This is a genomic window from Nocardia sp. NPDC050697, assembly GCF_040654395.1.
Taxonomy (GTDB): Bacteria; Actinomycetota; Actinomycetes; order Mycobacteriales; family Mycobacteriaceae; genus Nocardia.
The window spans coordinates 195,503-213,821 of record NZ_JBFAHY010000010.1; the positions used below are offsets into that span (position 1 = coordinate 195,503).

14 protein-coding genes are annotated in these 18,319 nt (G+C 74.9%); 6 read left to right on the forward strand and 8 right to left on the reverse strand.

Annotated elements, in window-relative coordinates; all coding sequences use genetic code 11:
- Positions 1-91: 91 nt before the first annotated feature.
- The 3 genes from AB0H71_RS29595 to AB0H71_RS29605 are packed head-to-tail and all read right to left on the reverse strand — an operon-like array spanning position 92 to position 4,730.
- Positions 92-2,740: a protein kinase gene (locus AB0H71_RS29595; protein WP_357027312.1), complete on the reverse strand. Its 2,649-nt coding sequence runs from the start codon at positions 2,738-2,740 to the stop codon at positions 92-94.
- Positions 2,741-2,781: 41 nt separating this feature from the next.
- Entirely contained in the window at positions 2,782-3,468 is a 687-nt protein-coding gene (locus AB0H71_RS29600; protein ID WP_357027314.1) for a response regulator transcription factor, read from the reverse strand.
- Entirely contained in the window at positions 3,465-4,730 is a 1,266-nt protein-coding gene (locus tag AB0H71_RS29605) for a histidine kinase (RefSeq protein WP_357027316.1), read from the reverse strand. The genes AB0H71_RS29600 and AB0H71_RS29605 overlap by 4 nt, the downstream gene beginning before the upstream one ends.
- A 254-nt stretch (positions 4,731-4,984) precedes the next feature.
- On the opposite strand from AB0H71_RS29605, the gene AB0H71_RS29610 reads away from it, so the two are divergent.
- Positions 4,985-5,689, forward strand: a complete 705-nt coding sequence (locus AB0H71_RS29610) for an ABC transporter ATP-binding protein (protein ID WP_357027318.1) — start codon at positions 4,985-4,987, stop codon at positions 5,687-5,689.
- A gap of 71 nt (positions 5,690-5,760) precedes the next feature.
- Positions 5,761-8,253, forward strand: coding sequence for an FtsX-like permease family protein (locus AB0H71_RS29615; RefSeq protein WP_357027320.1), 2,493 nt, complete (start codon positions 5,761-5,763; stop codon positions 8,251-8,253).
- Positions 8,254-8,256: 3 nt separating this feature from the next.
- Here the strand turns inward: AB0H71_RS29615 and AB0H71_RS29620 are convergent, their stop codons facing one another.
- The gene (locus AB0H71_RS29620; protein ID WP_357027322.1) at positions 8,257-10,386 is read right to left on the reverse strand and encodes a protein kinase; all 2,130 of its coding nucleotides are present in this window, start codon (positions 10,384-10,386) and stop codon (positions 8,257-8,259) included.
- 280 nt (positions 10,387-10,666) lie between these two features.
- Here AB0H71_RS29620 and AB0H71_RS29625 point away from each other — a divergent pair, with 280 nt between their 5' ends.
- Positions 10,667-11,509 carry a hypothetical protein gene (locus tag AB0H71_RS29625; RefSeq protein WP_357027324.1) on the forward strand — a complete coding sequence of 281 codons (843 nt, stop codon included), beginning with the start codon at positions 10,667-10,669 and terminating at the stop codon, positions 11,507-11,509.
- A 4-nt stretch (positions 11,510-11,513) separates the two neighbouring features.
- Here AB0H71_RS29625 and AB0H71_RS29630 read toward each other — a convergent pair whose 3' ends face one another.
- Both AB0H71_RS29630 and AB0H71_RS29635 read right to left on the reverse strand, forming a co-directional pair.
- Positions 11,514-12,176: a response regulator transcription factor gene (locus tag AB0H71_RS29630; protein ID WP_357027326.1), complete on the reverse strand. Its 663-nt coding sequence runs from the start codon at positions 12,174-12,176 to the stop codon at positions 11,514-11,516.
- Between the two features lie 91 nt (positions 12,177-12,267).
- On the reverse strand, positions 12,268-13,446 hold the full coding sequence (locus AB0H71_RS29635; protein ID WP_357027329.1) for a histidine kinase: 1,179 nt from the start codon (positions 13,444-13,446) through the stop codon (positions 12,268-12,270).
- Positions 13,447-13,650: 204 nt separating this feature from the next.
- On the opposite strand from AB0H71_RS29635, the gene AB0H71_RS29640 reads away from it, so the two are divergent.
- From AB0H71_RS29640 to AB0H71_RS29650, 3 genes are all read left to right on the forward strand, one after another.
- Positions 13,651-14,409 carry a hypothetical protein gene (locus AB0H71_RS29640; protein ID WP_357027331.1) on the forward strand — a complete coding sequence of 253 codons (759 nt, stop codon included), beginning with the start codon at positions 13,651-13,653 and terminating at the stop codon, positions 14,407-14,409.
- Between the two features lie 65 nt (positions 14,410-14,474).
- Positions 14,475-15,782: an alpha/beta-hydrolase family protein gene (locus AB0H71_RS29645; RefSeq protein ID WP_357027333.1), complete on the forward strand. Its 1,308-nt coding sequence runs from the start codon at positions 14,475-14,477 to the stop codon at positions 15,780-15,782.
- A 21-nt stretch (positions 15,783-15,803) separates the two neighbouring features.
- Positions 15,804-16,250, forward strand: a complete 447-nt coding sequence (locus AB0H71_RS29650; protein ID WP_357027335.1) for an SRPBCC domain-containing protein — start codon at positions 15,804-15,806, stop codon at positions 16,248-16,250.
- A 46-nt stretch (positions 16,251-16,296) separates the two neighbouring features.
- Here AB0H71_RS29650 and gatA read toward each other — a convergent pair whose 3' ends face one another.
- Positions 16,297-17,769, reverse strand: a complete 1,473-nt coding sequence (gene gatA / locus AB0H71_RS29655; RefSeq protein ID WP_357027337.1) for an Asp-tRNA(Asn)/Glu-tRNA(Gln) amidotransferase subunit GatA — start codon at positions 17,767-17,769, stop codon at positions 16,297-16,299.
- Entirely contained in the window at positions 17,766-18,065 is a 300-nt protein-coding gene (gene gatC, locus AB0H71_RS29660; protein WP_067658516.1) for an Asp-tRNA(Asn)/Glu-tRNA(Gln) amidotransferase subunit GatC, read from the reverse strand. The genes gatA and gatC overlap by 4 nt, the downstream gene beginning before the upstream one ends.
- Positions 18,066-18,319: the final 254 nt, after the last annotated feature.

Consider the following 18,319-nt stretch of genomic DNA (forward strand, 5'->3'; position numbering starts at 1 on the left):
TCGTCCGCGGACGCGCCCGGACGGCGCGCCCGCGGCCGAGACTACGAGCGGTGCCGGTGCCGCCGCCTCGCACGAATCGGGTGAATCCCGATCAGTACACGTAGACCACGGCGTTGTCGCCGCCGATGCAGGTGACCACCTTGCCGTCGGGGGTGCAGTTCATGGTGTAGCGGCGGCCGGTGACCGGGCTGATCGCCTCCACCGACTGCGGGGTGCCGCCTGCCGCGCTGTACGCCTCCTGCACCGCCTCGGCGAAGCCGCAGGTGGTGACCCCGCTGCCGGTCGCCGTCCGGGAGTACGGCGTGCTCGCCGAGCCCTGGTCGCAGGGCGAGGCGCCTGCGGGCAGGCTGACCGCGCCCGCGCTGGTGGTGGCGGAGGTGGTCGAGGTGCGCGAGGCCGAGGTGGTGCTGCTCGCCCCGGTCGTGGTGGTGCTGCTGCGCGGTGCGGTGGTGGTCGGCTCCGGCGCGGTGGTGGTGGCCGGGCCGGTGGGGGCGGCGGCGCCGGTGAGCCCGGCGGTCGGGGCGACGGCGGTGACGTTCGGGCCGTCCGCGGCGGGGGCCGCGCTGTCGCCGCCGGCGAAGCGCTGCCAGCCGATGGTGCCGACCACCGCGATGGCGAGCAGGACGACGACGGTGGCGAGGACCGGGCCGAGCGCCGAGCGGGCGCGCGACCGCTGCTTCGGCGGCTCCTCGTAGTACCCGTCCTCGGCGTAGCCGTCGGGCTCCTGCGGGCCGTACGGGTCGTAGGAGCCGTAGGGGTCGTCGTCGTAGTCGCGGTCGCCGTAGCCCTGGCCCGCGTAGCCCTGCTCGCCGTAGCCGTCGTCGTAGCCGGGCTCGGCGTACCCGGCGGGGCCGAGGTACTCGGTCTGCGGGTTGTCGCGGTCGTAGCCGGCCGGGTCGACGGCGGGCTCCATCGCGGAGTACGCCTGCTCCGGGATGTACCGCGTGGTCTCGGCCGGCGGCGGGGTGCGCGGGGGCTCCGCCGGGTAGCGGCGGGTCTCCGGGGCGGCGTCGGTGACCGGCGGGATGTACTGGGTGGTCTCGTTCGCCGTCGCGTCCGGGGGCTGGTAGCGCTCCGGCGGCAGGTACTGCTGGCCGCCCGCGTACAGGTGGGCGTCGGGGAAGGCGCGCATCTGGCCGCTGCCCGGCGCCGGCTCCGGCGCGGGGTCGGGCTCCGGCGGGAGCGAGAACTGCACCTCGCCGAGGCGCACCTCGGTGGCGCCGCTGGGGCGGACCACCTTGTGCTCGCCGGTGGCGTCGGCCCTGCGCTCGGACTCCGGGAGCAGGTGGTCCGGCACCCGGACCACCAGCGTGGCGCCGGTGGCGGGGTTCGGCACCGGGGTGCCGGCCGGGACGACCGGCCTGGCCTCGGCCGGGCCCGCGGTCGAGTCCGGCGAGACCGGCGGGGTGGTCTCCGCGGGCTGCCGCGGCGGAATGGGGTGGCCGCCGGTCGGCGGGCGGCCGGGGCCACCGGGGTAGGGGCGTGGGCCGGGCGGGGTGATCGGAATTCCTCCGGTACTCGAATGGTTCGGCTGGGCCGGCGCGGGGCCGGTGCCGTTGCCGCGGAGCGCGGCGGGGGTCGGTGCGGCGCCGTCCGGCGCGGCGCTGTCGCCGAAGGGAGCGCGCGGCTGCGCGGGAATCGCGCCGGAACCGGCGGCGGTCGCCTCGGATGGCTGGGCGGCGAGCGCGCCTGCGGCGAATCCGGCGGCCCCCGCCGCGGCGGCGGGGGCGGCGAACGGGTTCACCGTGCCATTGCCGCGCAGCGGGGTGGGCTCGGCAGCGGGCTCGCCGAAGGCGGAGAACTCCGCGGGCTCGGGCGCGGCGGGCGCGGGCTCGGCGGCGCCGGTCTCGAACCAGGACTGCGGGGCCGCGGCGGCCGGCCGCACCGACCCGGCGGCGCCACCGACGGCGGCGCGTGCGGCGCGGGCCAGGTCGAGCGCGCTCGCGTACCGCTCCTCCGGCGTCTTGGCCAGCCCGCGCGCGATGACCTCGTCCAGCCCCGCGGGCACCCCGGCCCGCTGCAGGCTCGGCCGCGGCGGCGGCTCGGCGAGGTGCGCGCGGATGAGTACGTTCAGGGTGCTCGCCGCGTACGGCGGCACGCCGGTCAGGCACTCGTACAGCACGCAGGCCAGGGCGTAGATGTCGACGGCGGCGGTGACCGGCCCGGCGTCGAACCGCTCCGGCGCGGTGTAGGCGTAGGAATCCAGCCCGACCCCGACCATGGTGACGGCGGCGTCGCCCTCGGTGTCGGCGATGCCGAAGTCGGTGAGGTAGGCGAAGTCGGTGGCGGTCAGCAGGATGTCGGAGGGCTTGACGTCCCGGTGCACCAGCCCGGCGCTGTGCGCGGCGTCCAGCGCGGCGGCGATCTGCTCGACGATGCCGACCGCGCGCTCCGGCGCCATGGCGCCGCCCCGGCTCAGCACGGTGCGCAGGTCGACCCCGGCGATCAGCCGCATGTCGAGGAAGAGCGTGCCGTCGATCACGCCCCAGTCGTGGATCGGGACGACGTGCGGGTCGGCGAGGCGCGCCGCGGCCTGCGACTCCCGGCGGAAACGAACCTGGTAGACCGGGTCGCGCGCGAGCTCCTCGGTGAGCAGCTTGACCGCGACCGTGCGGTTCTTGACGGTGTCGAAGGCCTCGTACACCTCGCCCATACCGCCGCGGCCGAGCACCGACCGCAGTTCGTACGGCCCGAAGCGGGTGCCCGTCCGTGTTCCGTGTGCCACGCCGTCGGTCTCCACCCCGTCCTTCCTTCACCTTCCGGTTCCAGACGCGCCGCGCGTCAACCTGTGGATTCTCCTGGGGAAACCACCCCGTGGTCAAACGCGAAGACGATAGCGGCCGCGCGGTCGCGCAGGGCGAGCTTGCCGAAGATGTGTCCCACATGACTTTTCACCGTGACCTGGCTGATTCCGAGGGCCCGCGCGATCTCGCCGTTGGCGAGGCCGCGGCCGATCAGCTGCAGCACCTCGTATTCGCGGGCGGTGAGCTCGGCGAGCCGCCCGGCGGCCCGATCCACCGCGGGCCGCACCCGCCGGTACCCGGCGAGCACCCGGTCGGTGACCGAGGGGTCGAGCCAAGCGCCGCCCGCGGCGACGGTGCGCACCGCCCGGATGAGGTCCTCGGCGGGCGAGTCCTTGAGCAGGAACCCGGCCGCGCCCGCGCGCAGCGCGCCGGAGAGCAGCTCGTCGTCGTCGAAGGTGGTGAGCACGAGGACCGGGGGCGCGGCGGGGTCGTGCCGCAGCGCGCGGGTGGCGTCGATGCCGCCGACCCGCTTCATCCGCAGGTCCATGAGCACCACGTCGGGGCGGGCGGCGGCGACGGCGGCGGGCACCTCGTCGCCGTCGGCGCACTCGGCGACCGCGAAGCCGTCCCGGCGGCGCAGGATGCGGCGCAGCCCGCCGCGGACCAGCTCCTGGTCGTCCACCACGAGCACGGTGACCGGGTCCTCCGGCCCGGCCGCGGTCACCGGCCCTCCGCGGCGAGCCGGGCGCCGCAGCCGCGCTGCTCGGCCAGCGGCACCCGGGCCCTGACCGTCCAGTGCCCGTCCCGCGCGCCCGCGCTGAGCTCGCCGCCGAGCAGCTCGGCGCGTCTGCGCATGCCGGTGACGCCCATGCCGGCGGGGTCGCCGGCCCGGCCGGCCGGCAGCGAGTTGCGCACGGTGAGCGTGACGTGCCCGGAGCCGACCGCGAGCCGCACGCTGCCGGTGGCGCCGGGCGCGTGCTTGGCGACATTGGCGAGCGATTCCTGCCCGATCCGGTAGAGCCCGAGCCCGGCGGCGGCCGAGACGGCGTCCGGATCGCCCTCGGTGCGGAAGCTCAGGTCCAGCCCCGCCCGGACGAAATCGCCGACCAGGTCCGCGATCTCGCCGACGCCCGGCTCCGGCGCCGGGGAGGCGGGGCGGGTGTCGAGCAGCCCGACGGTGCGCCGGATGTCGGCCATCGCCTGCCTGCCGAGCCGCTCGGCGTCGACCAGCGCCTCGGTCGCCTCGGTGACGTCCTCGTCGGTCTGCAGTGCGCGCCGGGCGGCGGTGAGGTGCAGCAGGGTGATGCTCAGCGAGTGCGCGATCACGTCGTGCACCTCGCGGGCGATCCGGCGGCGCTCCTCGTCGGCCGCCTGCGCGCTGCGGATGGCCTGGTAGGCGCGCTCCTGGTAGAGGAATCGGCGCTGGTTGCGCAGCATCTCGCCGCACATCCAGCCGAGCAGCACGCCGACGCAGTACATGGGCAGCCCGGCCAGCCCGGTGTCCAGCCACGCCAGCTTCCCGGCCAGGTCGAAGCCGATCAGCAGCGCCAGCGCGACCAGCGCGCTCGGCACGCTCACCCGCTTCGGGGTGACGGCGGCGATCTCGCCCACCGCGACCACCAGGATGAACGGCGCGAAATCGCCCTCGACCGGCTGCGCGAGCAGCACCGCGGTGGCGATCAGCGCGGGCAGCCCGAGCGTGAGCGGGGTCGGCTCGACGGCGGTGAAGGTGAAGAGCCCGAGCGAGCCGAGCAGCAACCCGACGGCGATCACCGGGAGCACCGTCGGCAGGTAGGCGTGGCGCTGGAATCCGGCGGCGATCGCGATGGAGAGCATGGCCGCGTCGGCGAGCAGGATCACCGAGGGCGGGTAGTCGACCGGCGGGTTGTCCAGCCGCGCCCGGATGGCGGCGATCGTCCGATCGCGCAGGGCGGGCAGCCGATCGCGCACCGCGGCGATTCGCCGCACCGGCCCGGGCACTCCCATCCGCCCAGGTTACCGCCGGAGTGACGGCGCGCACATCGTGCCGGGGCGGGAGCCGCCTCCACCCGTGGGCGGAGCCGGGAAAACGTCCCGGGGCACGAGGACGGGCAGGCGCCGCGCGCCGTACCGTGGAACGGCACCGCACCGATCAGGGGGTCTTTCTCGGCCGATCCGCCGCCCGCCCGGCGCTCCGGCTGCTTCGATCGGGAGACGAGCGGGCAACACGCGGGGAATCGCCCCGAGCGAGGGAGTACGCGATGACGCAACCGGCCATGCTGGAGCTGAGCGGAGTCGGCAGGCACTACCGGGTCGGTGATCAGGTGGTGCGTGCCCTGGACGGCATCGACCTACGGCTGCACAGCGGCGAGTTCACCGCCATCGTCGGGCCCTCCGGCTCCGGCAAGAGCACGCTGCTGCACCTGCTCGGCGCGCTGGACCGCCCGGACACCGGGTCGATCCGCTTCCGCGGCACCGAGATCGGCGCGCTGGACGAGGAGAGGCAGGCCGAGTTCCGGCGCGGCCAGGTGGGGTTCGTCTTCCAGTTCTTCAACCTGCTGCCCACGCTGACCGCCTGGGAGAACGTGGCCATCCCGAAGCTGCTGGACGGCACCGGGTTACGGCGGGCCAAGCCGAAGGCGATGGAGCTGCTGGAGCGGGTCGGGCTGGCGGAGCGCGCCGAGCACCGGCCCGCCGAGCTCTCCGGCGGGCAGATGCAGCGCGTCGCGGTGGCGCGGGCGCTGGTCATGGAGCCGCCGCTGATCCTCGCCGACGAACCGACCGGCAACCTCGATTCCCGCACCGGCGCCAGCATTCTGGAGCTGCTCGGGGAGATCGCCGGGAACGGGAACGCGGTCGTCATGGTGACCCACGACCGGAGCGCGGTGGCCGCGTGCGATCGCGCGATCACGTTGCGCGACGGGCGGATCGGGTCGGACGAGCGAGCCGGGGCGATCACGGCATGAGCGCGTCAGGCCCGGAGGAGGAAGCGGAGCGTCACCACGGAGGGCCCGCGCGCAGGCCGGGACGAGGCAGCATGAGTGCCGGGTGGGATCGGCTGCGGCTGTTCAATCTCGGGGAGCTGCTCGCGCATCGGGGGCGGACCGCGCTCTCGCTCATCGTCATGGCGGTGTCGGCGGCGCTGCTGGTGGCGGTGCTGAGCATCTCCGGTTCGGTCACCGGGTCGGTGGACGCGCTCACCAGGAACCTGGCGGGCGCCGCCGAGCTGGAGATCACCGGCATCACCGACGCCGGGTTCGAGCAGGCGCTGCTGCCCGCCGTCGCCGCGACGCCCGGGGTGGCGCACGCGGTCCCGATGCTGCGCACCCAGGTCGGCACCGGCGCGAACCGGCAGCTGCTGATCGGCGCGGACGCGAGCATCGGCGCGCTGGACAGCGCGCTCACCGCGCCGATGGCGGGGCAGGCGGGCAAGCTGCTCACGGTGCCGCGCGGCGTCCTGGTCGGCGCCGCCACCGGCCACGCCGAGGGCGAGAGCTTCGCGCTCGGGGCGGGCGAGGTCACCGTCGCCGGGGTGCTGGACGACGCCACCTCGGCCACGCTCAACGGCGGCCACCTGGTCGTCGCCCCGCTGCCGCTGGCACAGCTGGTCACCGGGCGGCAGGGCAAGCTCGACTCCATCCAGGTGGTGCTCGCGCCCGGTGCCGACCCGGCGGCGGTGCGCACGGCGCTCACCGCCGCGGTCGGCGGGCGCGCGGTGGTCGCCGACCCGGGGCTGCGCACCGTGCAGGCGAGCGGCGCCATCCAGATCGTGCGCTACTCCACGCTCATGTCATCGGCGGCGGCGCTCATCGTCTCGGCCTTCCTCATCTACAACGCCATGAGCATGGCGGTGGCGCAGCGCAGGCCGACGCTGTCGCTGCTGCGCGCCATGGGCGCGGCGCGCGGCCCGATGGTGCGCGACCTGCTCGCCGAGGCGGCGGTGATCGGCATCGTCGGCGGCGCGCTCGGCGCGCTGGTCGGCACCCTGATCGGGCGCGGCGCCATCGCGGCGCTGCCCGCCGCCATCCTGGAGTCGGTCGAGGCGCGCACCGAGTACCTGGTGCCCTGGTACGCCATCCCGCTCGCCGTCGCGGCCTGCGTGCTCGCCGCGGTGGTGGCGGCGGCAGTCGCGGCCAGGCAGGTGTACAAGGTCGCGCCGGTGGAGGCGCTGGTGCCGCTCGACGCCGGAACCGCGGAGGCGGACTCGCGGCCGCTGCGGATCGCGGCCGGGCTCTTCGGCGCCGTGCTGGCCGGGGTGGCGGTGGTGGTCGCCAGCACAGATCTCGGGCGGTACTCGCTGGCCGCGGTCTCGCTCTCATTCACCGCCTCGGTGCTGCTCGCCTTCGCCGCGACCCGCCCGATCGTCCGGGCCACCGCGGCGGTGGCCGGGCTCTTCGGCGCGCCGGGCACGCTCGGCGCGACCACGCTGGAGCGCGCGCCGCGCCGGGTCTGGGCCACCGCCATGACGGTGCTGATCGGCGTCGCGGCGACGGTGGCGGTCGGCGGCGCGGGCACCAATATGGTCGACTCCGCCACCACCACCTTCGACCAGCTCGCGGAGAACGACTTCTACCTCAGCCCGGCCTCGCTGGAGCAGTTCCCCACCGGCCCGCTGCTGCCCGCCGCGCTGCGCGAGGAGGTGGCGGCGCTGCCGGGCGTGGCCGGGGTGCGCCCCGCGCAGATGGCCTTCGCCACGCTCGGCACCGGCCGGATCATGCTGCAGGGGTACGCGGCCACCGATCCCGGCTCGCCGAACTGGCGCGCGGTGCGCCCCGACGTGCTGCCCCGGCTCGCCACCGGCGAGGGCGTGGTGATCTCCCGCGATATCGCCCGCACGCTCGAGGTCGACGCGGGCGACCCGATCACGCTGCCGACGCCGAGCGGCACCCGCACGGTGACGGTGCTGGAGGTGATCCCGTACTTCTCCGCCATCTCCGGCGTCGTCATGCTCGACCTGGACCACATGCGCGACTGGTACCAGCGCCCCGGCGAGACCATCCTCGCCGTCGACCTCGCGCCCGGCGCCGACCCCGCCGCGGTGCGCGCGGAGCTGGAACGGGTGGCCGCCCCCGACCTGTACGTGACCTCGGGCGACGACTCGGTGGCGGCGATCTCGTCGAGCATGCGCCAGGGGTCGGCGCTGAGCACCATGATCCTGTGGATCGTGGTCCTGGTCTCGACGGTGGCGCTGCTCAACACCCTCATGCTCTCGGTGCTGGAGCGGCGCCGGGAGCTCGGGGTGCTGCGCGCCATCGGCACCGGACGCCGCTTCCTGCTGCGCTCGGTGCTGGCCGAGGCGGCCGGGATCGGGCTGGTCGGGGCGGTGCTCGGGCTCACCGTCGGGGCGGCGGTGCAGTACCTGGCCACGCTGGCCATGGGGCACGCCATGACCATCGACATCGTCTACCGGCCGGGGCCGATCCCGGTGCTGTACGGGGCGATCGCGCTCGGGCTCGCCATGCTCGGGGCGATTCCGCCCGCGCTGCGCGCGGCCCGGATGCCGGTGGTGGAGGCGCTGGCGGTGGACTGACCGCTACAGCGGGGCCTCCTCCCACCAGTCGTCGATCACCGCCTGCGCGGAGGGGGCCGGGCCGGTGCCGCTCGCCTCGCCGTGGTTGGCGACCGAGATCAGGAAGGCGGCGCGCTGCGGGTCTTCGCCGAAGCTCACCATGAGCCGGGCGGTGCTCTGCGGCTCGGTGAACGGGCCCGCCGGGTCCGGGCGGAGCCAGCGGTGCAGCGTCACCGGGGTGCCGTCCTTGCGCTCCACCGACCTGGTGTGCGCGGGCAGCGCGTCGACCGCGGCGCGGGCCGCGGCCGGGGCCGGGAACTGCAGCACCACGTAGCTCAGCGAATCCGGGTCGGTGCCGTCGCGGTCGCAGCGCCAGGCGCGGGTCCAGGTGCCGGCGTTCAGCGCGAGCTCCTCGAAGCGGATGCGGTCCTCGTCCGGGGTGACCAGGACGCAGCGGGTGCCGAGGTAGCCGGTGCCGTCCTCGTCCCGGCCGGCCGGGACCAGCCGCGGGAAGGCGCGGCGGCTCACCGCCAGCGGGTCGGCCTCCGCCGTCGCCGACTGCGTCGTCTGGGTCGGCTGCATCGGGGGCGGGCCCACCGCGCGGCCCTGGGTGGTCGACGAGCCCTCGTCGCCGTCGGCGCGCAGGACCACGAACAGGATGCCGACCAGCACCAGCAGCGCGACCACCACGACCACCAGCCAGCCGAGCAGCAGGGTACCGACGATCCGGCGTCCCCCGCCCCGCCGCCGCGGGCGCGGTCCGGGGGTCACCCCGTGCCCCGGCCCCGGCGGCAGCGGGCCGTGCCCGTTGCGCGGCGGCGCACCCCCACCCGGCGCCGGACCTGGACCGTTCGGCGCCCGGCCACCGGGTGCGTTCGGCGGCGGCTGCCCCGCGCCAGGATTACTCGGACCTGCGCCGGGACTATTCAGCGGTGTTTGCCCCGCGCCGGGGCCATGTGGGGGCAGCTGCCCCGCGCCGGGATTGTTCGGCGCTCCGGGGCTCGGCTGCACTGATCCGGCGCCGGGGTTGTTCGGCCCGCCCTGCGCCGGAGCCGCTGGCACCGGCCCCGCGCCGGGGTTGTTCGGTGGTACCGGACCACCCTGCGCCGGGGCCGACGGGACCGGGCCCGGCTGCGCGGGCGCGCCCTGCGGGGCGACCGGAACAGGACCCGCGGGCCCGGGCGCGGCGGGCGGTAGTGGCCCGCCCTGCACACCGGGCGGCGCCCCCGCCTGCGCCGCCACCGGCGCCCCCGCCGGAACCGGCCCGCCCCCGAACGGCGCCGCGGCGACGGGCGCGACCGCCGCCATTCCCCCACTCCCCGGCGCGTTCAACGCCGCCCGCGCCGCGGCCGCGAACTCCCCGCAACTCCCGTACCGGTGCGCCGGATGCTTGGCCATCGCCTTGGCGATCACCAGATCCATGGCGGGCGCGATCCCGGGCCGCCGCGGCGCGATGGGCGCGGGAACCAGGTTCAGGTGCCCGTGGATGATGTCCGCCGGATTCGGCGAGTCGAACGGCCCGATCCCGACCAGCAGCCAGTACAGCGCACAGGCCAGCGAGTACTGGTCGGTGCGGTGGTCGAGCGGATTGCCGGTCATCTGCTCCGGCGAGGCATAGGCCAGGGTGGCGGTGAACATCCCGTCCTGGGTGAGGTGCGTCGAGTCCTCGCGCAGCCGGGCGATGCCGAAGTCGGTGAGGAACACCCGCTCCCCCTGCCCGCCCTGGGAGCGCGCCAGCATGATGTTCCCGGGCTTCACGTCCCGGTGCAGGATGCCCATGCTGTGCGCGTAGTCGAGCGCCGCCGCCACCCCCTCGATGATCTGCACCGCGCGCTCCGGCGGCAGCTCGGTGACGTCGACGGTGCCGGCGTCCACCCCGTCCACGTACTGCATGGAGATCCAGAGCTGCCCGTCCTCGGTGCCGCGGTCGTACACCGCGACGATCGAGGGGTGGTCCAGCTGCGCCACCAGATCGGCCTCGCGCTCGAAACGCGCCCTGACCTCGGTGTGCGTGAACAACTCCCGGTTCAGCAGCTTGAGCGCGATCAGCCGGTCCATCCTCGGCTGCCGCGCCAGGTACACCGAGCCCATGCCGCCCGCGCCGAGCAGCCGCTCCACGGTGAATCCCGCGAACACCTCACCGCGCTCCAGCAACACGCCCCCTTCCGGTGACACCCAGGCTGAGAGCCTACCCGCAGCCGCCGTCACCACGGAGTTTCGGTTTCCGGGCACAATCGGTGAAACTGATTCCACGGGCCGTGCATCGCAGGGCGGCCCGCGAGTTGTCGAATGGCTTGTCGTGCACCGCCGGAGAACGAACGCACACGCGGGTTGGTAGTTGGTGGTGGGGAGGACGCGCGTGGTGAGGTCGAAGTGGCGGTCCGGTGATGCCGGGCGACTGCGGCGGCGGGCCGGATGGTCGATCCGGACCCTGATGGTGACCGTCGTCCTGGTGAGTTCCTCGTGTGCGCTGCTCTCCGGCAGGACCGATTCCACCCCCGTGACCGTGGCCACCCAGACCGGGGCCGCGGACTGGCGGGCCCGGGTCACCTACCGGCCGAACGCGCTGGTCGCGGACTTCACCCGGCTCCGGGAGGATCTTCCCGGCGAGGTCGGGCTCGCGGTGCTCCCGGTCGGCGGCGGCCGGATGACGGTGCTCGGTGACTGGACCTCCGGCATCGCCTGGTCCACCATCAAGGTCCCGCTGGCGCTGGCCGCGCTGCGCAGGGACGCGGACGCCGCCTACGAGGCCGCCGAGGCCGCGATCACGGTGTCCGACAACGACGCCGCGTGGGAGCTCTGGCAGCAGCTCGGCGACGACGCCGAGGCGAGCGCCGCGGTGCAGGAGGTGCTCGACGAGGCCGGGCACTCGGCCACCGGAACCGCGGTCACGCACCCCGAGCTGGACGGCGCCTCCTACGGCAGCACCGAGTGGAGCCTGACCGATCAGGCCACCTTCGCCGCCGAGCTGCCCTGCCTCTCCGGCAGCGAGATGGTGACCGCGCTCATGGGGTCGGTCACCCCCGACCAGTCCTGGGGGCTCGGCCGCTTCTCGACCGCCCAGTTCAAGGGCGGCTGGGGCCCGGACGACGACACCGGCGAGTACACCGTGCGCCAGTTCGGCACCATCGCCACCACCACCGGCCGGGTCGCGGTGGCCATGGCCGCGCGCGCCGACTCCGGCAGCTACGACGACGGCACCGCGCTGCTCGACACCCTGGCGCAGCTGCTGGCCAGGCACGTCGGGACGCTGCCGAGCGGCGGCTGCCCGCACTGACCGCTCACCCCGGGGTGACCAGCCCGGACTCGTAGGCGAGCACGACGGCCTGCGCCCGGTCGCGCAGGTTCAGCTTCGAGAAGATCTTCGAGACATGGGTTTTCACGGTCTGCTCGGCCACGAAGAGCGACTCCGCGATCTCGGTGTTCGACATGCCGCGGGCGACCAGCTCCAGCACCTCGCGCTCCCGCGGCGTGAGCTGCTTCAGGTGCGGCGCTGGCTTGACCCGGCCCGCCCGGCGCCGGGTGACGTCGGCGATCAGCCTGCGGGTGACGGTCGGGGCGAGCAGCGCCTGCCCCTCGGCGACCACCCGGACGGCGCGCACCAGCTCCTCGGCGGGGGCGTCCTTGAGCAGGAAGCCGCTGGCGCCGATGCCGAGCGCCTCGTAGACGTAGTCGTCGATGTCGAAGGTGGTGAGCATGAGCACCCGGACCGGCGGGTCGAACCCGGCGGCGAGGATCGCGCGGGCGGCGTCCAGGCCGTTCATCTCCGGCATCCGGACGTCCATGAGCACCACGTCCGGGCGCAGCCGGGCGGCCTCGGCCACCGCCGCCCTTCCGTCCGCCGCGTCGCCGACCACGCTGATGTCCGGCTGGGCCGCGAGCAGGGCGCCGAACCCCTGCCGCACCATCGCTTGGTCGTCGGCGATCAGCACCGTTATTGCCACGCGCCCACCCTAATTGTCCCGGGGTCCGTGCCCCCGATTCCGGGGGTGACGGTGCGGGCCGCCGGGCCGGACGCGCCGCGGATCCGGCGGATCACCGCTGCGGGGCAGCCGCCGCGGGCATCAGTGCCACACCCGCCGCGAGCGGCAGCCGCGCCCGCACGTCGAACCCGCCGCCGGGCCGCGCCCCCGCCACCAGTTCACCGCCGACCGCGACCGCGCGGGCGTGCATCCCCGCCACCCCGTGCCCGCCGTTCCCGGCGGGCCCCGGCGTCCCCGGCTCGTTCCCGATCCACACCGTGAGCTCCGCCCCGACCGCGACGGCCACCCGCACCTCGGCCCCCGCCGCGTGCCGGGAGGCATTGGCGAGCGACTCCTGCACGATCCGGTAGAGCGCCAGCCCGACCGTCTCCGGCACCCCGCCGAGCTCGCCCTCGACCGTCCAGCTCAGCGGCACCCCGGCCCGCCGGGTGGCGTCGAGCAGCGCGGGCAGATCGGCCGCGCTCGGCTGCGGCGCGTGCTCCGGCAGCTGCCCGTCGCTGCGCAGCACGCCGAGCATGCCCCTGATCTCGTTCAGCGCCTCCCGCGCGGTGGCCCCGATGGACTCGAACTCGGCGCGCGCCCCCGCGCTCACCCCCTCCACCCGGTACGGCGCCGTCTGCGCCTGCACCACCACCAGCGACATGTGGTGCGCCACCACATCGTGCAGGTCACGGGCGATTCTGGCCTTCTCCTCCAGGATGGCCCGCCGCGCCCGCTCCAGCTCGTTCTCCTCCTCGAAGGCGGAGAGCTGCCGCCGGGAGAGCACCAGCCAGCGAACGAGCAGCGCGAAGAGGATCAGCGCGCCGAACCCGAGCGGCCAGCCCAGCTCCGCCCCCGCACCGGGCATGGTGGCGCCGACCAGCAGCGATGTCGCCAGCCAGGCCACCCCGACCAGCGGCAGCGGGGCGCGCAGCCCGACCGCGAAGAGCAGCACGATCAGGCAGATCAGCTGCACCACCTGGAACGGCAGGTCGCTGCCCGGCTGGTGCGGCACCGCCGCCGCGATGAGCAGCGCCGAGCCCGCCGAGACCGCCCAGCCCAGCGCCGGGTTCACCCGCACCAGCAGGATCGGGAAGGCGGCGAGCGCGGCGAGGAAGGGCTGCACCGGCGGCGTGACCACGTGCGTGACGTGCAGCGTCGGCCAGGCCACGGAGTAGAAGGTGACGGCGACGAGCACCGTGCAGGCATCGACCCACAACTTGGCGGGGATACCCCGCATCCGCCGTTTCACGCTGCGCTCCGTCGCGCGGTTACCCTGATTTTCCTCATGACCTCGACAGTAGGAACTCCGGCGAGGACTGTCCTCACCCCGGCGGATGAAGCAGCCCCCCTACCCGGGTACGGGCCCCCCGACCCCCTCCCCCACCGGAACCGGTGCGGGAAGCGACCCGAGCGGGAGGTAACGGCCGGACCGGCGTCCCTAGCGTCGACCGGCATGAGCAGATGGAAGCGCAGCACCCCGCATCGGCGGCTGGCGGCGGTCACCGCGACCGGGGCGGTGCTCGCCCTCGTCGTCGCACCCGCGCTGACCCTCACCGCGGGCGAATCGGCGGCCAGCGCGCCGGCGCCCGCCGAGGACTCCGACGCCGCGGCCGCGGTCCGCGCGCTGAGCACCGACGACCTCGATCTCACCGTGCCGCAGGGCTTCCCCGAGCTCTTCGGCTACCACCCCGCCCTGCTCGACGGCCTCGTGGTGCGCCCCGACGGCGGCTGCTCCTCCCCCGTCACCCTCCCCGCCGAATTCGAACTGCCGTGCAAGGGCCACGATCTCGGCTACGACCTGCTGCGCTTCGCCGACGGCCGCGGCGCCCCGCTCGGCCCGTGGGCGCGCCGCGACCTGGACGCCGCGCTCACCGCCCACCTGCACCGGGCCTGCGAGGTGCGCGCCGACGAGTTCTCCCGCAGCCGCTGCCATTTCATGGCCGATGTGGCGAGCGCCGCCGTCAGCGCCAATTCGCACCGGCAGGACTTCGGGGTGCCGGTGGTGGAGGAGGTGACGGTGCCGGACCCCGAGGGGAACAATGCCGGCATGCTCGCCGGGGCGGGGGTGCTCGCCACCGGCGCCGTCGCGCTGCGCTTCTCCCGGCGCGGGAAAAAGGGTGCGGTGCAAACCGCGCCGGCCCGCGCCGAGGTGCGGCCGGACGGCGCCGCACGGCCGATGGCGGCAGGGCCGACCGTGGCGGCACGGCTGTGATCGCCGGGTACGCACCGCGGATCGCTGCCGTCGCGCTCCCTGCCCGGCCCGAGGCACTGCCGCGCGTGCCGACAACGCTGGCAACCGGTTTCGCCGTCGTCGCCTCGCTGGCCCCCGGCCTGCTCCCGCGCAGCCCGCTCACCCAGGCGATGCTGACCGCCCTGCTGGTCGCGCTCGCGCTCGGCGGCACGGCGGCGGTCCGTGCGCTCCCGCGCCGCGGCGGCGCCCGGCCAGGACAGAAACCCGCGTGGGGCGACCGTGCGGAGATCGCCGACCGGGCCCCGGTCCTCGCCCTCACCGCGGCCGCGGTACTCGTCGGCTGCACCGCCGCAGCCATCTGGCAGAACACCCTGCGCACCGCCATGGACACCACCCCGGCCACGCCCGCGCACTGGGCCCTCTGGGCGACGTTGACCACCGCCCTGCTCACCACCCCGGTCCTGGTGGTGCGAACCGTCCGCAGAGCCCCCCGCCGCGCCGCGATAGGCGCACTCGCCCTCGGCGTCGCCACCGTCGTCCTGGTCCCGCTCCCGCACGGCGCCCAGGCGGTAGCGTCGCCGAACTCCCCCCTCCCGTACACCCGCTCGGGCTCGACGTACTCCACCGTCCCCTGGGACACCCTCGGCACCCAGGGCCGCCGCTTCGTCGCCGACGGCAGCGCCGACGCGGTCCGCGTCTACATCGGCCTCGACTCCGCCCCCACCCTGGACGACCGCGTCGCCCTCGCCCTGCGTGAACTCCAGCGCACCGGCGGCCTGGCCCGCCGCCACCTGGTCCTCGCCGTCCCCACCGGCTCCGGCTGGCTCGACGCCGGCGCCGCCAGGGGGCTGGAGACCCGCTTCGCGGGCGACGTGGCGATGGTCGCCCTCCAGTACTCCGCGGCCCCGAGCTGGGTCACCTTCGTCACCGGCCCGGAGAAGGCGGCGGACTCCGCCCGCGCCCTGTTCACCGCCCTGGAGCGGAGACTGTCCACCCTCCCCGACCCGCCGCGCCTCTACCTCTACGGCCAGAGCCTCGGCGCCCTCGGCGGCAGCGGCATCTTCCCCGACGCCGCCGACCAGCAGCGCCGCACCTGCGCGGCGCTCTGGGCCGGACCACCGGCGAACGCGGTGCACCGCGCCGGCGCCACCGTGCTCGCCAACCGCTCCGACCCCGTCGTGCACTGGTCCCCCCGATTGCTGTGGCACGCCCCCGATCTCGGCACCACCCGCCCCGACGCCCCCGCCCCCGAGTGGCAGCCGGTCCTGTCGTTCCTGCAGACCGGAGCCGACCTCCTCGGCGCCCTCGACGCCCCTGCGGGCCACGGCCACCGCTACGGCACCGACCAGGGCACCGCCATGGGCGACTGCGCCACCCACCTTGCCCCGAAGTGAAACTTGTTCTAGTTTCGCCGCATGGCCTTCGTCCTCGATCACGTCGTCGAGATCGACGCCCCCGCCGAACTGGTCTGGGACGTCGTCACCGACCTGCCGCGCTACGGCGAGTGGAACCCCTTCGTCCCGGAGTGCCGCAGCACCCTGGAGCCGGGCGACCCCATCGACATGCACGTCCGGCTGCGCGGCGCGACACCGCGCAGGCAGCGCGAGTGGATCGTCGAGCACACCCCCGGCAGCACGCTCGGCTACCGGATGAAACCGGTCCCGCTCGGCACCCTGCACAGCCTGCGCACGCACACCGTCACCGCGCTGGACGCCGGCCGCACCCGCTACGCCTCGCACTTCGAGCTGAACGGCTGGCTGCACCCGCTCGTCGCCACGCTGCTCGGCGCCGACCTGCGCCGCGGCTTCAGCGGCATGACCGACGGCGTCAAGACCCGCGCGGAAGCGCTCCGCGCGCACTGACCCCGGCCGCCGAAGCCGCCGGACGACAGCGTCCGGCGGCTCCCGCTCAGGCGATCGGCCCCCGCGCCACCTCGTAGGCCGCGCCCACCCGGTACAGCCGGTCGTCGGCGAAGGCGGGCGCCATGATCTGCAGCCCCACCGGCATGCCGTCGTCGGCGCTGAGCCCGGAGGGCACCGACATGGCCGGGTGCCCGGCCAGGTTGGTGGGCAGGGTGCAGAGGTCGGAGAGGTACATGGCGAGCGGGTCGTCGACCTTCTCGCCCAGCTTCCACGGGGTGAACGGGCTGGTCGGCGAGATCAGCACGTCGACCTGCTCGTAGGCGCGGTCGAAGTCCTGCGCGATCAGCGTGCGCACCTTGAGCGCCTGGCCGTAGTAGGCGTCGTAGTACCCGGCCGAGAGCGCGTAGGTGCCGAGCATGATGCGCCGCTTGACCTCGGGGCCGAACCCGGCCGCCCTGGTCAGCGCCATGACCTGGTCGGCGCTGTGCTTGCCGTCGTCGCCGGCGCGCAGCCCGTAGCGCATGGCGTCGAAGCGGGCCAGGTTGGAGGAGACCTCGGACGGCATGACCAGGTAGTAGGAGGGCAGCCCGTACTCGAAGTGCGGGCAGGACACCTCGATCACCTCGGCGCCGAGATCCTTCAGCACCGCGACCGCGGCGTCGAAGGAGGCGAGCACGCCGGGCTGGTAGCTGTCCGAGTGCAGCTCGCGCACCACGCCGACCTTGACGCCGGTGAGATCGGCGCGCGCGCCCTCACGGGCGGCGGTGACCACGGCCGGGATCGGCACGTCGCGGGAGGTGGAGTCGCGCGGGTCGTGCCCGGCGATCACCTCGTGCAGCAGCGCGGTGTCCAGCACGGTGCGGCCGCACGGGCCGCCCTGGTCCAGCGAGGAGGCACAGGCGACGAGGCCGTAGCGGGAGACGGTGCCGTAGGTCGGCTTGGTGCCGACGGTGGCGGTGACGGCGGCGGGCTGCCGGATCGAGCCGCCGGTGTCGGTGCCGATGGCGAGCGGCGCCTGATAGGAGGCGAGCGCCGCGGCCGAGCCGCCGCCGGAGCCGCCGGGAATCCGGGTGGTGTCCCAGGGATTCCGGGTCGGGCCGTAGGCCGAGTTCTCGGTGGAGGAGCCCATGGCGAACTCGTCCATATTGGTCTTGCCGAGGATCGGGATGCCGGCGGCGCGCAGCTTGGCCGTCACCGTGGCGTCGTACGGCGACATCCAGCCCTCGAGGATCTTCGAGGCGCAGGTGGTCGGCATGTCGGTGGTGGTGAAGACGTCCTTGAGCGCCAAGGGGACTCCGGCCAGCGCCGAGGCGGGCTCCTCGCCGGCGGCCAGGCTCGCGTCGACCACCCGGGCGGCGGCCAGCGCCGCCTCCGGCGCGACGTGCAGGAAGGCGTGGTACTCGCCGTCCACCGCGGCGATCCGGTCCAGGTGCGCCCGGGTGACCTCTTCCGAGGAGAGCTCGCGGGCGTGGATCTTCGCGGCCAGCTCGGCGGCGGAGAGCTGCGTGCTGTCGCTCATTCGCCCTCCCCCAGGATCTGCGGCACCAGGAAGCGCTGCTCCTCGGCGGCGGGCGCGCCGGAGAGCGCCTGCTCCGGGGTGAGGCACGGCCGCACCTCGTCCAGCCGGGTGACATTGGCGACCGGATTCGGCGTCGCGGTGGCCGGGACGTCCGCGGCGGCCACCTCGGAGATGGTCCGCACGTGGCTCAGGATCGAGTCCAGCTGTCCGGCGAACTGATCCAGTTCGTCGTCGGACAGCGCGAGCCGGGACAACCGGGCGAGGTGTGCGACCTCGTCGCGGGAGATGGCGGGCACCGCGGGACCCCTTTCGGCGTCGGTGATGGTGGGTTCGAGCAGGTCGTCCCCGGCACGTGGCGCCGGGGGCGAGAAGACCCGTCCAGCCTAGTCCGCGCGGTTCCGCGGGTTCCCGCGCCCCGGCCTCGGAGCACCCCCCGCGCGAAAACGACTGTGGCGTACGTCACTGCGCCGAGTTCGGGTCGATAACCCTGCCTTCCGGGTGTAAGTATTGCGTGACCCGGGTATCCGTACAGAGCCTCGGCTACCAAGGA

What these genes read in the sequence shown, in the direction of transcription:
- AB0H71_RS29650 (WP_357027335.1), top strand. Translation starts at nt 15,804, where the DNA reads ATGGCCTTCGTCCTCGATCACGTCGTCGAGATCGACGCCCCCGCCGAA.
- AB0H71_RS29610 (WP_357027318.1), top strand. Translation starts at nt 4,985, where the DNA reads ATGACGCAACCGGCCATGCTGGAGCTGAGCGGAGTCGGCAGGCACTAC.
- gatA (WP_357027337.1), bottom strand. Translation starts at nt 17,769, where the DNA reads ATGAGCGACAGCACGCAGCTCTCCGCCGCCGAGCTGGCCGCGAAGATC.
- AB0H71_RS29640 (WP_357027331.1), top strand. Translation starts at nt 13,651, where the DNA reads ATGAGCAGATGGAAGCGCAGCACCCCGCATCGGCGGCTGGCGGCGGTC.
- AB0H71_RS29615 (WP_357027320.1), top strand. Translation starts at nt 5,761, where the DNA reads ATGAGTGCCGGGTGGGATCGGCTGCGGCTGTTCAATCTCGGGGAGCTG.
- AB0H71_RS29625 (WP_357027324.1), top strand. Translation starts at nt 10,667, where the DNA reads ATGGTGACCGTCGTCCTGGTGAGTTCCTCGTGTGCGCTGCTCTCCGGC.
- AB0H71_RS29605 (WP_357027316.1), bottom strand. Translation starts at nt 4,730, where the DNA reads ATGGGAGTGCCCGGGCCGGTGCGGCGAATCGCCGCGGTGCGCGATCGG.